The 15,202-nt window shown below is 66.1% G+C and carries 12 protein-coding genes and 1 pseudogene; 11 read left to right on the forward strand and 2 right to left on the reverse strand.

Annotation, left to right across the window (positions count from 1 at the left end; genetic code table 11):
* Window position 1 precedes the first annotated feature (1 nt).
* Both ABE493_RS14170 and ABE493_RS14175 read left to right on the forward strand, forming a co-directional pair.
* Window positions 2-148, forward strand: a pseudogene (locus tag ABE493_RS14170) (AEC family transporter); the annotation flags it as partial.
* An 18-nt stretch (window positions 149-166) separates the two neighbouring features.
* Complete coding sequence (locus ABE493_RS14175) at window positions 167-1,252, forward strand: hypothetical protein (protein WP_346499558.1); 1,086 nt, start codon at window positions 167-169, stop codon at window positions 1,250-1,252.
* 355 nt (window positions 1,253-1,607) lie between these two features.
* On the opposite strand, the gene ABE493_RS14180 is transcribed toward ABE493_RS14175, so the two are convergent.
* Window positions 1,608-3,089: an AAA family ATPase gene (locus tag ABE493_RS14180; RefSeq protein ID WP_346499559.1), complete on the reverse strand. Its 1,482-nt coding sequence runs from the start codon at window positions 3,087-3,089 to the stop codon at window positions 1,608-1,610.
* Between the two features lie 133 nt (window positions 3,090-3,222).
* Between ABE493_RS14180 and ABE493_RS14185 the strand changes: the two genes are divergently transcribed.
* The 5 genes from ABE493_RS14185 to ABE493_RS14205 are packed head-to-tail and all read left to right on the forward strand — an operon-like array spanning window position 3,223 to window position 7,358.
* Window positions 3,223-3,855: a ParA family protein gene (locus ABE493_RS14185; protein WP_346499560.1), complete on the forward strand. Its 633-nt coding sequence runs from the start codon at window positions 3,223-3,225 to the stop codon at window positions 3,853-3,855.
* 18 nt (window positions 3,856-3,873) lie between these two features.
* Window positions 3,874-4,350 (forward strand): SixA phosphatase family protein, encoded by a 477-nt coding sequence (locus ABE493_RS14190; protein ID WP_346499561.1) that lies wholly within the window; start codon window positions 3,874-3,876, stop codon window positions 4,348-4,350.
* A 4-nt stretch (window positions 4,351-4,354) separates the two neighbouring features.
* Window positions 4,355-4,924: a YceI family protein gene (locus ABE493_RS14195; protein WP_430980786.1), complete on the forward strand. Its 570-nt coding sequence runs from the start codon at window positions 4,355-4,357 to the stop codon at window positions 4,922-4,924.
* 23 nt (window positions 4,925-4,947) lie between these two features.
* Window positions 4,948-6,900 carry a phospholipase D family protein gene (locus ABE493_RS14200; protein WP_430980789.1) on the forward strand — a complete coding sequence of 651 codons (1,953 nt, stop codon included), beginning with the start codon at window positions 4,948-4,950 and terminating at the stop codon, window positions 6,898-6,900.
* 29 nt (window positions 6,901-6,929) lie between these two features.
* Window positions 6,930-7,358 (forward strand): hotdog fold thioesterase, encoded by a 429-nt coding sequence (locus ABE493_RS14205; protein WP_346499563.1) that lies wholly within the window; start codon window positions 6,930-6,932, stop codon window positions 7,356-7,358.
* Window positions 7,359-7,488: 130 nt separating this feature from the next.
* Here the strand turns inward: ABE493_RS14205 and ABE493_RS14210 are convergent, their stop codons facing one another.
* Window positions 7,489-10,059: an EAL domain-containing protein gene (locus ABE493_RS14210; RefSeq protein ID WP_346499564.1), complete on the reverse strand. Its 2,571-nt coding sequence runs from the start codon at window positions 10,057-10,059 to the stop codon at window positions 7,489-7,491.
* 199 nt (window positions 10,060-10,258) lie between these two features.
* Between ABE493_RS14210 and ABE493_RS14215 the strand changes: the two genes are divergently transcribed.
* The 4 genes from ABE493_RS14215 to ABE493_RS14230 are packed head-to-tail and all read left to right on the forward strand — an operon-like array spanning window position 10,259 to window position 14,844.
* On the forward strand, window positions 10,259-11,050 hold the full coding sequence (locus tag ABE493_RS14215) for a lysophospholipid acyltransferase family protein (RefSeq protein ID WP_346499565.1): 792 nt from the start codon (window positions 10,259-10,261) through the stop codon (window positions 11,048-11,050).
* Window positions 11,051-11,107: 57 nt separating this feature from the next.
* Entirely contained in the window at window positions 11,108-12,094 is a 987-nt protein-coding gene (locus ABE493_RS14220) for a YheT family hydrolase (RefSeq protein ID WP_346499569.1), read from the forward strand.
* Between the two features lie 58 nt (window positions 12,095-12,152).
* Window positions 12,153-14,222, forward strand: coding sequence for a tetratricopeptide repeat protein (locus ABE493_RS14225; protein ID WP_346499566.1), 2,070 nt, complete (start codon window positions 12,153-12,155; stop codon window positions 14,220-14,222).
* A 13-nt stretch (window positions 14,223-14,235) separates the two neighbouring features.
* Window positions 14,236-14,844, forward strand: a complete 609-nt coding sequence (locus ABE493_RS14230) for a YbhB/YbcL family Raf kinase inhibitor-like protein (RefSeq protein ID WP_346499567.1) — start codon at window positions 14,236-14,238, stop codon at window positions 14,842-14,844.
* The last annotated feature ends 358 nt before the right edge of the window (window positions 14,845-15,202 follow it).

Here is a 15,202-nt window from a genome sequence, read left to right on the forward strand (position 1 = left end):
TTCTGCCATGCCAACGATGATCGCCCCCGAGCGGGTCATCTCACACTGGCTGGCGTCGCGATTGGCAGCGGCGATGGTGGGTTATGGCAATGTGCCGTCGTTGGTGACGTTGCCGACCTGGCTGTGGGTGCTGGGCTGGGTGGTTTGAGTGGGTATATGAACTGGGATGTTCCATAACAAGGAAGACAGAATGCGTAAATCATGGTTGATGGTGGTGGGCTTGGGCTTGATGGCAGCAACGGCCTGTGCGATGGCGCAACCGACGGTTCCGCGCGATATGCGGGTCAATTCGCAAGTGATCGATGCACGCGCCAATGCGCTGGCTGCCAGCGGTGATCCGAAGGATCTGCTGGCTGCCGGGTACTGGCTGCTGTTCTCCGGTAGCGGCGCTGCCGGAACAGACCAAGGCGGAGAAAGGGATCGGCAGGCATCGCGGTGGATCAAGCGTGCTGCCATCGAGGGTGCCAGGGATGCTCGGCTCGCAAAAATTGCGCTGCTGCTCTGTCTTGGCGATGACAAGCCCGGTTGCGAAGTGGCGCCTGCAATCCTTACTGCGAAGACGCTGTCTGCCGACGACATGTTGGTGCAACTGTACCTGTGGCGCCACGCTACGTTCTCCGAGGACACACGCGGTGCCGAGGAGGCATTTGATCGCTTTATGGCGGCGACGCGATATGTGGACGATTCGACGCACGATATGATGCTTCTGACTCGCGCCATGAATGGAGTTGAAGCGGTGAGTCCGCTATCGGCGCTTTCGGAAGGGATGCTCGCCGAAACCGATATCGAAGCCGATCTTGCGCCATTGGCAAATGCTGCAATGGCCTGGGGGTTGGTGAACGCAATGCCTTACACCTACTTCTGGCACCAGCTGGATGACGAGTGCCCCAAGAGTGGGGAGGTGGTCGCCCGGATGTTCGAAAAGTGCCGGGAGATATTGCTGGCGATGACAGAGGCTCGTTCCATCGCGGAAGTTCTCTTCTCGCACTCAAGGGTGCTGGTCTACGCCCGGAGTGATGCGGAACGCAATGCCTGGGAGACGAAGCGCGGGCAAGTTCTCTGGGTTCTGGAGCAACTCGGGGACCGTGCTTCGCCCGCGAAGTCGTCCAAGTTCCCGGTAAAGGCTTCCGAGTACTGGTTGTGGATGATGGAGGTTGGAGAGTGGGAGGCGGCACGTCGGCTGCTGCAACGCAGTGGTTCGCCCGAGCAGCCGCCCAAAGGATGGAAGCCATCCAGGGACTACGACGCGTGAATGCATGAGCGGCTCTCTCAGTATGTCGATGCAACGTGACAGGCAAACCAAGGGAGCCAGGTCGTATCAATAGCCGTAGCTCTACCGTAGCCTGGGCAAGCGCAGTGCCCCCGGCAAGCCGGTTCCGTTCGGCACCGCAGGCTCGCGAAGATCTGTAGCTGACGGAATGGTGCGAGTGGACCGCGAACTGCGTTGTAGGCTGGAGGAACGCTTGCTCCCGGTTGCGCAGCGCTTACCCGGGCTACGGGCAGGGCATTGTGAGTAGGGCCTCTGCCGAGCATGGCTCGGCACTACTGCTTGGTTTCTCGCTTTCGCGTGGCGACGGAGACGAGTGCTGGCGTTTTTTGGCCCGGCCTCAATCCGCCGGTACGGTGCGCTCGTGCGCCCAGTCGCGTAGCGACCGCACCTGTTCGGCCATCAATACCGACAATGGCCGGGTGTTGCGGATCTCGGCCATCAGCAGTTCGGTGTCCAGTGGCTTCTGCTCGGCGTGGGCGGCGTACAGGCCGGCGACCACGGCCTGTTCGATCTCGGCGCCGGAGAAGCCATCGCTGGCCGCTGCCAGCGCCGGCAGTGCGAACAGGTCCGGTTGCAGCTGGCGGCGGGCCAGGTGCAGGTGCAGCAGTTCGACGCGGGTGTCGGGCGAGGGCAGGTCGACGAAGAAGATTTCGTCGAAGCGGCCCTTGCGCAGCAGTTCGGCCGGCAGCTCCTGCACCTGGTTGGCGGTGGCGACGATGAACACCGGCGCCTTGCGTTCGGCCATCCAGGTCAGCAGGTAACCGAGTACGCGGCGCGACACGCCACCGTCCTCGCCGCCGCTGGCCAGGCCTTTCTCGACCTCGTCTATCCACAGCACGCAGGGCGCCAACTGCTCGGCCGAGGCCAGCGCGTCGCGCAGGTTCTTCTCGGTCTCGCCGTGGTACTTGTTGTAGAGGGTGCCGAAATCCAGCCGCAGCAGCGGTACGCCGAAGCCGGCGGCGGTGGCCTTGGCCAGCATGGATTTACCGCAGCCCTGCACGCCCAGCAGCAGCATGCCCTTGGGCGGGTCCAGCCCGGGCGGGGCGTTGCCGGAGACAAACACCGCGCGGCGCTGCTCGATCCAGCGCTTGAGCCGGCGGGCGCCTGCCACGTCGCTGAAACGGGCCGAGTCGTATTCGTAATGCAGGTGGCCGCTGCGGTTGAGCAGCTCGAACTTGAGCTTGGCCAGCTGCGGCAGGTCGTCGGCCTGCAGGGCGCCATCGGCATAGATCAGCTGGCGGGCGATGCGGCGGGCGTCGGTCATGCTCAGCCCGCGCAGGTTGCGCAGGATCTGCTGCACGGCCTCCTGGTCCACCTCCACGCGCCGCCCGCCGTTCTCCTGGGCGTAGCTGGCCGCCTCCTCGCGCAGCATCTTCAGCAGCGCGTTGGCATCGGGCAGGCGGGGGTTGAAGCGGGTCGCCAGGGCTTCCAGTTCGGCTGGCAGCTCGACCTTGGTGCCCACCAGCACCACCACGTGTGGCTGGCTGTGGCGGCGCTGGATGATGTCGCGCAGCAGCCGCTGGTGGCTGGCATAGCCCAGGTAGGGGTGGAAATCGAGCAGCAGGTAGATGCCGCGCTGGTCGGCCTCCTGGATCATCCGCAGTGCCGCGCTGGCATCGGGCGGGCCCACCGCCTCGTCCTCGCGGTCCATGTCTATGCGGCGCAGGCCCTCGGTGATGGACCAGCGGTACAGGGAGCGCCACACATGCATCAACGCCTCGCGGAACAGGCCCACGATGCGGGTCTCGTCCTGGGTTTCGATGACGATCAGCGGGGTGTTGGCGCGGATCAGTGCGGTCAGGTCCTGCAGCTCGCTCATGGTGGTTCCAATGCCGGGGGCGACACGATAGCAAGCCAGGGGGCTTGCCGGGGCGGCTTCCTCACCGGGTGACTACCTTTGGTAACGCGGGCCGGTGTACGCTGCGGGCAAGTCCCGCGAAAACGAGGCGTGCATGAAGACGATCCTGGTAGCCGGCTCCAAAGGTGGCGTCGGCAAGACCACCATCGCCACCCATCTGGCCGCACACTCGGCCTTGGCCGGCAAGGCAACGGTGATCGCCGATGCCGACCCGCAGGGTTCCAGCACCCGCTGGGCGCAACGCCGCTCCAGTCTGGAGAGCGCGGTGCTGCCGGTGGACGTACACCGCAAGAAGAACTGGGAGAAGCTCATCCCCGACGGCGCCGAGCAGGTCATCATCGATGCCCCGGCCGGTGCCTATGGCGAGGATCTGGAGCGCTTCATCGATACCGCCGACGCGGTGGTGGTGCCGGTATTGCCCTCGGCGCTGGATATCGAAGCCATCGTCGGCTTCCTCAACAGCCTGGCCAAGATCAAGCGCATCCATTCGCGGGCGGTGCCGGTAGGGTTGGTGCTCAACCGCACCAAGCCATGGACACAAACTTCGCAACAGGCCCGGCAGATGCTGGCCGATTGGCCGTATGAGGTGGTCGCGCAGCTGCGCGACAGCCAGAGTTATGTGGTGATGGTCGGGCTCGGGCGCAGCCTGTTCGACTATCACTCTGCACAGGTACGCGAGCACCAGCAAGACTGGGAGCCGCTGCTCAAGTGGTTGAACAAGGTCTGACAGGAGTACTACCCGACCATGCGTGAATTGATCCTGCTGCGACATGCCCATGCCGAACCGGCGGCCGATGGCCAAGCCGATATCGACCGCCCCCTCTCACCGCATGGCCTGGCCGAGGCCGAGGCTGCCGGCCGTTGGTTACATGAAAACAAACTGGTCCCGGACCGGGTGCTGTGCTCGCCAGCGCGGCGTAGCCGGGAAACGCTGGAGGCGGTGCTGGAGCGTACCGGCTACGTCGAGCAGCGCCTGGAAGAACGCATCTACGATGCCGCGCCCGGCACCCTGGCGGCCCTGCTGGACGAGCACAACGAAGTGGAACGCGTGCTGGTGGTGGGCCATAACCCCGGGCTGGAACAACTGGTGGCGTTGATGCACAGCGGCCAGACCGGCGACTACCGCGGCATGCCGCCGGCATCGGTGGCGGTGTTGTCATTGCCGATGGAGGCGGCGATCGAACCCGGCATCGCCAAGTTGACCGCATTCTGGTGGCCCTGAGTCCATGGCGGCGGCGCGGTTTGGGCTGCTGCTGATTCTGTTGATGCTTGCTGGCTCGGCCCTTGCGGTCGAGCCATTGCATTTCGACACGGCGCATTCCCGGTTTGGTTTTGAAATACGGACCCGCTTCGGGCAGAAGGTTGAGGGCGTCTTTCCGCGCTTCGAAGGCTGGATCACGGTGTTGCCCGACGGCCGCCACCAGGTGCGGCTGCGCATGTACAGCGAATATGTGGAGATCCCTGACCGGCCGCGCTACACCGGCTGGATCCGTGGCGAGGACTTCTTTGATGCGGCGCGCTACCCGGTGGTGGAGTTCGATTCCGATCCCTATGACCCGCGGTTGACCGAAACCGGCGGCGATGTACAGGGGCGGTTGTCGATCCGCGGCATCAGCCGGCCCGAAGTGATGCGCCTGGCAAAACCTGAATGCGCCCGGCCCGGCTATGATTGCGACCTCGTCAGCCGCGGTACCATCCTGCGCGGCCGTTATGGCATGGATAGCTGGCAGATGGCCTTGAGTGATCGAGTGATATTCGTACTGCGTACACGCCTGGTTGGCGCCCCCAAAACGTGAAACCTGTTATCCGTCTTCTCCTGATGCTGGCGGCCTTGCTGGCCAGCGGTTGTGCCTCGCTGTCCAATCAGCAGCGCGAGCGTGCCGAAGGCATCGCGATAGCGGCGCGCTCCACCGTGGTCGATTGCGACCAGCCCGATCGCTGCGCATTGGATTCGCCGCTGCGCGCTTTGGGTGGCAAGGCCATCGCCGAGTCCACCGCGCAGGTGCCGCGCCATTACGCCACCATCCTCGACGAGGGTGAGCTGTCGTTGGTGGCCCGGCTCAACCTGATCCGCAGCGCCACCCGCAGCGTCGACCTGCAGACCTATATCTTCGACACCGACGACAGTGCGCGGATGGTGATCGATGAACTGCTGGCTGCAGCCCGGCGCGGGGTCAAGGTGCGGGTGCTGATCGACCAGCTCTCGGCCATCTCCGACGTGCAGATGCTCGGCGCCCTGTCCGGGGCCCACGCCAACTTCGAGTTGCGCGTCTACAACCCGGCGTTCGGCAAGGCCAAGCTCAATTACTTCGACTATGCCGGCAGCGTGCTGTGCTGCTTCCGCCGCTTCAACCAGCGCATGCACAACAAGCTGCTGGTGATCGACGATGTGATCGGCGTGGTCGGCGGCCGCAACTACCAGGACGACTATTACGACTGGGACAAGGAATACAACTTCCGCGATCGTGACGTGGTGGTGGCCGGGCCGGAGGCGCGCGAAATGGCGGCCAACTTCCAGGCGTTCTGGGACGCACGCCGCAGCGTACCGGCCGAACGCCTCAACGATGTCGGCAAAACCCTGTTGAACGGCGGCGTGCCGGCCATGCCGCAGGCCGCGTTCCGGCGCCCGGAACGGATTGAACGGGTGAATGCAGAAGCCTCCGATCCACAGTTCATTGAAGACGCCTTCGTCGATACCGCCTTGCCGGTGCGCTCGGTCAGCTATGTGGCCGACCTGCCGCGCAAGCATCGCCGCGAGCGCGAGGCGCAGCCGCTCAACGGCCAGCATCTGACCGAGCCGCGGTTGGACGCGTTGATTTCGCAGGCGCAGACCGAAGTACTGCTGCAGACGCCGTATCTGGTGTTGTCCAAGCCTGCGCAGGCGTTGTTCAAGACCCTGCGCCAGCGTGAGACACCGCCGCGCGTGGTGGTGTCGACCAACAGCCTGGCGGCGACCGACAACCCCATCGTCTATGCGCTGTCCTACAAGTACAAACGCCGCAACCTGCGCGAGCTGGGCTTCAACATCTACGAATACAAGCCGTTCCCGCTGGATGCGCCGATCAACTACGCGCAGTTGCTGCCCGCACCGCTGGATGGTGAGCCGGCATCGGGGTCGTCGTCACGCAACCGGCTTATCGGCGGCAGTGCGGCCGGCAGCAATGTGCGCGGCAGCGGCTCCGGGCGCCGGCTCAGCGCCGATGGCAGTGAAGTCGAGCGCGATGTACTGCGTACCGAAACCCGGCCTTCGTTCCTGGGCACGCGCGCGGTCAACCGGCCGCTGCCGGTCACCCGCCGTGGCGCGCGCATGGGCCTGCATGCCAAGTCGCTGGTGGTGGACCGCCGTATCGGCGTGATCGGCACCCACAACTTCGATCCGCGCAGCGAGAACTACAACACTGAAGGCGCGGTGATCATCGAAGACCCGGTGTTTGCCGAGCAGCTGGCGCAGAGCATCCTGCGCGATGTGCACCCGGACAACTCCTGGGTAGTGGCGCCGCGCGAGAAACCGCCGGTACTGGCGGGGCTGAACTACAGCCTCGGCAAGGCCTCCGAAGCGCTGCCGGTATTGGATTTCTGGCCGTGGCGCTACGCCACCGACTACGCCTTCGTGCCTGGCCCGGAGTGCCCGCAACCGCTGCGCCGGCAGGACCCGCGTTTCCACACCTGTTACACCGCGGTCGGCGACTTCCCGGAAGTGGATGTCGGCCCGAAGTGGGTGCTGGTGCGCATGCTGACCGCGTTTGGCGCCGGCCTGGTACCGATCCTGTAACTGTCCTTGTTCCCCCAACAGGTAAAACAATGAGCCAAGTATTCCGCGCGCCGGTTGACCTGCAGTTGGTCAACGCCATGAGCCGCAACACGCTGATCGACCATCTGGGCATTGTCTTCACCGCCGCCGGCGATGACTGGCTGCAGGCAACGATGCCGGTAGATGAGCGCACCAAGCAGCCTTACGGCCTGCTGCACGGCGGCGCCTCGGTGGTGTTGGCCGAGACGCTGGGCAGCAGTGCCGGCAACCTGTGCGTGGACCCCACCCAGCAGGTCTGCGTCGGGCTGGAGATCAATGCCAACCACCTGCGTGCTGCACGCAGCGGCGTGGTGACGGGGACGGCCCGCGCGCTGCACGTGGGCCGCACCACCCAGGTATGGGAAATCCGCATCGAGGACGAGGCCGGCAAGCCGGTGTGCATTTCGCGGCTTACGTTGGCGGTTGTGGCCAGGGGCTAGGAACTGGAGTTCAGCGACCCGGGGTCGGGGAGGGGTTGGCACTTGCTTCTGCTTTGCTCCCTCCCTTTGCCGCAGGCAAGGGGAGGGCCGGGGAGGGGTTGGCACTTGCTCCTGCGCTTGCTCCAGCAAGCTAAACCGGCACCGCCAGCGGCAGATGCTCGCGCACCCATTGCGCCAATGCCGGCGCTGGCAAGGCCGGGGTGAAATGAAACCCCTGCGCTATCTGGTAACCCTGCGCGCCCAGCAGACGTAACTGCTCCAGGCTCTCGACGCCTTCGGCTACCACTTTCAACTGCAGGCTCTGGCCGATATGGGCGATGGCCTGGGTCAGTGCGCTGGCGACCTTGTCGCCCTCGATGCCGCGCACGAAGCTGCGGTCCAGCTTGAGTTCGCTGATCGGCAGCTGGCGCAGATAGCTGAGGCTGGAATAGCCGGTACCGAAATCATCCATCGACAGCCGCACGCCGAGCGCATGCACCTGGTGCAGGGTCTGCAGGGTGATCGGGTCGCCGTCGAGCAGTACGTCCTCGGTGATCTCCAGGATCAGGTCGCTGGCGCATAGCGCTTCCTGTTCCAGGATCTGGCTGATGCAGTCCGGTAGCACGGCGCTGTGGAAATTGGTCGGCGACAGGTTCACCGACACCGATGGCACCTGCAGGCCGTCGCGACGCCAACCTGCCAGCTGCCGGCAGGCCTCGCGCAGCGCCCACTGGCCGAGGTCACCGATCAGGCCGGCTTCTTCGGCAAGGGGAATGAAGCGTATCGGCGGCACACTGCCCAGGCGCGGATGCTGCCAGCGCGCCAGCGCCTCCACGCTGTGCAGGCGGCCGCTTTGGATATCGATCTGCGGCTGGTAATGCAGCTGCAGCTGGCCCTGTTCCAGGGCCTCGCGCAGCGCCGCTTCCAGCGCCATGCGTTCCTGCGCGCATTCGTCCATCTCGCTGCTGTAGAAGCGCACCCGGTTGCGGCCGTTGTGCTTGGCCTGGTACATGGCGACGTCGGCATGGTGCAGCAGCGAATCCATCTCGCCACCATCGTGCGGGAAAATGCTGATGCCGATGCTGGCCGACGGACGGATCTCCATGTCGCCCAGCGGCAAGGGCAGCCCCAGCGTGCGCAGGATGCGTTCGCTGCGTTCGCTGGCGGCGGGCATATCGCAGCGGTTGAGGATCACCACGAACTCGTCGCCGGAAAGCCGGCCGACGATATCCATCGGCCCGGTTTCTTCCTGCAGGCGCCGCGCCACCGTGCGCAGCAGTTCATCGCCGCCGGGGTGGCCGAAGGAATCGTTGATCTGCTTGAAGCGATCCAGATCGATGAACATCACCGCCAATGTCTGCCCTTGATGGCTGGCGGCGGTGATCGCCTGGTCGGCCTGGGCATGCAGCAGGCTGCGGTTGGGCAGGCCGGTGAGATCGTCGTAGAACGCCAGCCGGCGGATCCGGTTGCGCGCTTCCTCGCGCTCCAGCGCCAGCGCGCACAGGTGCACGATCACCTCGACCAGGCGGTAGTGGAACTCGTCAGGGTCGTACGGCTGGCGGCAGTAGAAGGCGAAGGTGCCGAGCACACGGCCGTCGTTGGCCTTGATCGGCGTCGACCAGCAGGCGGCCAGGCCATGCTGCAGGGCCAGGTGGCTGAGGCCTTCCCAGTTGGGGTCGGTGGCGATGTCGCGGCTGAGCACGGTCTGGCCGCTGTAGGCGGCGGTGCCGCAGGTGCCGGTCTTGGGCCCCACCGGCACGCCGTCCACCAGCCGGATGTAGGCCTCGGGCAGGCTGGGCCCGGCCAAGTGGCGCAGGCGCCCGTCCTCGACCCGCAGCACCGAGCACAGCACCTGCGGGGCGATCTTCTCCACCTCCAGGCACATCATCTGCATCACCTCGGCGGTGGGCACTTCGCGCACCATCGCATCGAGCATCTTGTGCTGCAGGACTTCGTGCACCTTGGTGCGGGTGATGTCCATCAGCACGATGACCAGGTTCACCAGGGTGCCGTAGTCGTCGAAGATGGGGTTGGTGCTGACCGAGCACCACAGCGGTTGCCCGTTCTTGCGGTAGAGCCGCTCGTCGGCGCGGATCGGCTGGCCGGCGACCAGGCGCGCGATGTAGGCGGAGATCTGCTCGGTCGAATAGCTGTCCGGGGCCAGCAGCGCCGGCACGTACTGGCCCATCGCCTCGCTGTCGAGAAAGCCGAACAGGCGCCGGAAGCCCTTGTTCAAATGCACGATGCGGCCTTCGGCATCGGTGATCAGCACCGCGCTCTGGGTCTCATCGAAGCCCAGCGACAACAAGCGTTCGCGTGCCTGCGCCAGCCGCCTGGCGGTGACATCGTTGACCAGCGCCAGGTGGATGCTGCGGCCATTGTCGGTGATATGCGACAAGGTGACGCTGATCCAGCAGGCAACGTCGTCCTTGCGGATCAGCTGGATGTCATGCGGATCGGCGGCCAGCTCCTGCACGCGGTTGCTGGCGCCCGGATACAGGCGGGTGTTGTAGCGCTCGCGCATGCTGGCCGGCGCCAGCGTGCCCAGGTTCCTGCCCTGCAGCTCGGCACGTGACCACCCGGAGATGTGCTCCATGGCATGGTTGACGTACAAAATGGTGTTGGTGTCATCGAACAGGATGACGCCGTTGCCGATCTGCTCCAAGGCCGCAGAAAACAACTGCAGCATGTCCTCTGTCGATGACAGCAGCTGCCGGTCCATCATGCCGCTCCCCTGAACGATAGTGTTGTTGTACACACTTCATGCCGGGAAAGCTGCCGGCATACCCCTGATGGACTGGCCTGCCGGTACTTCCTGCCCGTAGTGTGGCACGGCGCACCTTTTCGATGCGCGGGGGGAATACTGGCCGTGGCGGCGGCGATGCTGGCGGAAGCTGGACCGCATCCGGTATCGTGCGCGGATGACTTCCCCCCGTCCCGCCCGGCAGGGCGGTGTGGCCCGCGTGTTCCGTTACTTGTACCGCGCCCCGCTGCTGCTGGTTCATCTTGTCCTGTTTCTGCCGCTGATCCTGCTGCTGATGACGCAGCCGTTGGGGCGTATGGGCCCCGCCAACAACCCGCTGGAAGAGCGGGTGGTGCGCTGGTGGTCGGGTGGTTTGATGTGGATATTCGGCTTCCGCCTGCAGCGCTACGGCCAGCCCCTGCCCGGTGCGGTGCTGTTCGTGGCCAACCATGTGGGCTGGGTGGATATCTGCGTGATCCACAGCCAGAAAATGGTCGGCTTTGTGGCCAAGCGCGAGATCGCCGGTTGGCCGGTGGTTGGCTGGGTGGCCAGCCGCGGCCACACCATCTTCCACCAGCGCGGCAATACCGAGTCGCTGGGCGGGGTGATGGAAGAGATGGTCAAGCGCCTGCAGGAGCAGCGGCCGGTAGCGGTGTTCCCGGAAGGGCGCACCCGTGGCGGCCATGAAGTCGGCCCGTTCCATGCGCGCATCTTCCAGGCCGCGGTGGAGGCCGGTGTGCCGGTGCAGCCGATCGCGCTGCGCTATGGCGTGCGCGGTGACGCGCAGACCACGGTGGCGTTCGCGCCGGGCGAAAGCTTCTTCGGCAATTTCCTGCGTCTGCTCGGCGAGCCGGTACGGCGTGGCGAGGTGCATTTCCTGGAGCCGCTGGCCGTGCAGGATCTGGAAGGCCGCCGGCGTATCGCCGAGACCTCGCGCGCGCGCATCGTGGCGGTGATGGAAGGGCCGTAAGGTGCATATCACGGCCAACACTGTGGTGGGCAGTCAACGCCAACCGGGTCGGTCATGCTGAGCGCCTGCAATTACCAGCCCCCGCGCTGGCTGCGCAATCCGCACCTGCAGTCGATGCTGGCATCGAGCCGGGTGCGGCTGCGGCGCGGCAAGCAGCTGTTGGCCGGCAGCGGTGCACTCACCCAGGAATTGATGCTCGATGGCGGCGACGGCGTACGCCTGCAGGCCTGGCACAGCCGGCTGCCGGGCGCGCCACCCAAGGCGCTGGCGTTGCTGCTGCATGGCTGGGAAGGCAGTGCCGAATCCAGCTATATGCGGATGACCGCCGCGCGCCTGCTGGAGCAGGGCTTCGAGGTGGTGCGGCTGAATTTCCGTGATCACGGCAATACCCATCACCTCAATCCGGGCATCTTCCATTCCTGCCGGATCGATGAAGTGGTCAACGCCGCCGCCGATGTGGCGCAGCGTTTCGCCGGCCTGCCGATGGTGGCTGCGGGTTATTCGCTGGGCGGTAATTTCGTCCTGCGGCTGGCCCTGCACGCGCCTGCCGCCGGGGTGCCGCTGCTGCACGTGGCGTCGGTGTGCCCGGTATTGGATCCGGGCATCACCATGGACAGCATCGAGCGTGGCCCGGCGATGTACGACTGGTACTTCCGGCGTAAATGGACCGGCTCCCTGCGCCGCAAGCGCGCGCTGTTCCCGGAGCTGGCCGATTGGGATGACAGCGTATTGAAGCTGGATATCCGCGCGCTGACCGGCTGGCTGGTCGACCACCACACCGAGTTCGGTTCGCTGCAGGAGTACTTCGACGGTTACTCCATCGCCGGCAACAAGCTGGCCGCACTGCAGGTGCCGGCCGACATCCTGATGGCGGCCGATGACCCGGTGATCCCGTTCACCACCTTCGACCACTGGCACCTACCGGCCAATGCCCACCTGGAGATCGCGCGCTGGGGCGGGCACTGCGGCTTCATCGAGAACCTGCGTGGCGACGGCTTCTCCGAGCGTTGGGTGGCCCAGCATCTGGCCGCCGCCGTCGGCTGAACCCAGCGGTCCCGGCCGGGGCCGCTACAATGCGGGTTTGCGCTAACGCTGGACCGCCATGCAAGACAAGATCATTGAAGCCCTGCGCCGCAACGCCACCGACGAGGCCGTGAGCCTGTCCCAGGCGTGGGTTGGCGCGGAACCGCAACAGGCCCAGGCCCACCGCTGGCTGGCGTTGGCGCTGCAGCAGCAGGGGCAGCTGGAACCGGCCCAGGCCAGTCTGGATATCGCGCTGGGGCTGGCCCCGGATGACGCGGCCCTGCACCTGCAGCACGCCGGCCTGCTGCTGGCGCAGCGTCGCATCGACGCCGCCGGGCAGGCGCTGGACCGCAGCACCACGCTCAATCCCAACGAATTTTCCGCCTACCTGATGCAGGCGCATCTGGCGCTGGGCCGCGATGACATCGACGAGGCTGATCGCCTGGGCCGCATGGCCGCCCGCGTCGAGCCGGACAGCCCGGAGCTGGGCGCGATTGAAGGCATGGTGGCACTGCGCCGTGGCGACGCCGACCGCGCGCTGGCGATTCTGTCAGCGGCCAGTGCCAAGCTGCCGGGCGACGTCCGCGTGTTGTACGCGTTGGGCTTCGCCTATCTGGGCAAGGACATGCTGGCCTTCGCCGAACAGGCGTTCCGCCGGGTGATCGAACTGAACCCGGGCAACCACGCGCTGCGCGGGTTGGTGGTGCAACTGGCACTGCGCCAGGGGCACCTGGACCGTGCGGCAGAAATGATGCGCGAAGTATTGGCCACGCCGCAGGGTGACAACCCGGGTATGCGCCGCCTCGCAGGTGAACTGGAACTGGCCTCGGACCAGCCGCTGCAGGCGCTGGAACACCTGCGCCCGCTGCTGCAGCAGGTGCCGGGCGACCGCGCCACCCTGCAGATGCTGCTGATGGCCTGGCAGCGCCTGGGCCGCGACGAGGAAGCACGCAGTGAGCTGGAAGCCGCCGTGCAGCTGCATACCCAGCATCACGATCTGTGGCTGGCCCGCCTGGCCGTGGCGCCGGTGGCCAGCGAGGAAGCCGTCGACGTGGTCGAGCGCTGGCTGGCCGCCATGCCCGAGCATCTGCCGGCGCTGGAAGCGCGCATGAGCCTGCATGACATGAACGACCAGGCCGAAGAAGCCGAAGCCGTTGCCCATCACATCATCGCGCTGGAGCCGGGCCGGGTCAGCGGCGAGCAGCGCATTGTCGAAGCCCTGCTGCAGCGCGAGCCGGCTGCCGCCATCGCGCATGTGCAGCGGCTGGTCGACAACGCACCGGAGCAGGCGCGCTTGGGTGTGCGCAGCTGGCTGGGTGCAACCCAGGACCGCGCCGGCGATCACGCCGGTGCCGTTGCGACCTGGCTGCAGATGCATGAGGAAATGGCGCCCAACCGCCTGCCGCTGCCGCAGCAGGCGCGCGCGCCGGCCGAGTGGCCGCCGATGGGCGAGGTGGCCGGCGACAATCCGCTGCGGCCGATGTTCCTGTGGGGCGCGCCGGGTTCGGGCGTGGAGCGGGTGGCAACGGTGATGGCCGCCGGCAGCCGCGTGCTGCGCGGTGACCGTTTCGGGCCGACCCCGCCGAACGATGCCTTCCAGAACTTCCTGACCCTGCAGCGCCTGGCCACCGATGCGTTGACCCCGGAACAGCTGGTGCAGCAGTGGCGCGACGCGTTGCCGGCACGCGGCATCGAAGACGGCAACGTCATCGACTGGCTGCTGTGGTGGGACAACGCCTTGTTGTGGGCGCTGCGCCCGCAGCTGCCGGAAGGCCGCCTGGTCATTGCCCTGCGTGATCCGCGCGACATGCTGGTGGAGTGGCTGGCGCTGGGTGCGCCGGCACCGCTGGCGGTCACTTCGTCCAACGAGGCCGCGCAGTGGCTGGCGCGTGCGCTGGCGCAGGTAGCGCTGCTGCACGAGAAGGATCTGTATACCCACCTGATCCTGCGCACCGACGATGCGGTGAACGACCCGGCAGCGATGGGTGCATTGCTGGAGCAGGCCTTCGGCCTGCGCTTCCCGCCGGTGCGCAGCCTTGGCCAAGGTACGATCGAGGCGGGCCATTGGCGCAAGTACGCGCAGGTGCTTGCGGCGGAATTCGCGCTGCTGACCCCGGTCGCGGTGCGCCTGGGCTATCCCGAAGCCTGATCAAGGAGCAAGCATGAAACTGGACAGTCAGAGTTTTCAGAACGGGCAGCCGCTGCCGGCCGAGTTTGCTGCCGGCGATGCGAACGGTTTTGCCGGCAACCGCAACCCGCAGCTGGGCTGGCGCGATGTGCCGGCCGGCACGCGTTCGTTCGCGCTGGTGTGCGTGGACCCGGACGTGCCGACCGTGGCCGAGCTGGTCGGCCGCGACGACGTCAGCATTCCGCTGGACCAGCCGCGCGGCGACTTCGTGCATTGGGTGATGGTCGATGTGCCGGCCGAGCTGCGCGAAATCGCAGCCGGCAGCTGCAGCGACGGCTTCACCGCGCACGGCAAGACGCAGCCAGCCGGCCCGGCTGGCGCACGCCAGGGCATCAACGATTACACCGGCTGGTTTGCCGGCAACGCGCAGATGGCTGGCACCTACTACGGCTATGACGGTCCGTACCCGCCGTTCAACGACGAACGCCTGCACCGCTATTTCTTCCGCTTGTTCGCGTTGGATGTGGAGCGCCTGCCGGTGGACGGGGCGTTCACCGCCGCCGATGTCTACCGCGCGATGCACGGCCACGTGCTGGCCGAAGCAGCGGTGCATGGCACGTATACGTTGAACAAAACGCTGTGAGGTAGTGCCGAGCCATGCTCGGCAAGGGGCAAGAACGACCCCTCCCCAACCCTCCCCTTGCCTGCGGCAAAGGGAGGGGGTGTAGTGCCGAGCCATGCTCGGCAGAGGCGTTACCGGTAATGCCCCTCGGTAGTGCCGAGCCATGCTCGGCAAGAGGCAAGAGCGACCCCTCCCCAACCCTCCCCTTGCCTGCGGCAAAGGGAGGGGGTGTAGTGCCGAGCCATGCTCGGCAAGGGGCAAGAACGACCCCTCCCCAACCCTCCCCGTGCCTGCGGCAAAGGGAGGGGGTGTAGTGCCGAGCCATGCTCGGCAAAAGCGTCACCTGTAGTGCCGAGCCATGCTCGGCAGAGGCGTTACC

Origin of the sequence: Stenotrophomonas terrae (assembly GCF_039674165.1) — a bacterium.
Classification (GTDB): Bacteria; Pseudomonadota; Gammaproteobacteria; order Xanthomonadales; family Xanthomonadaceae; genus Stenotrophomonas; species Stenotrophomonas terrae_A.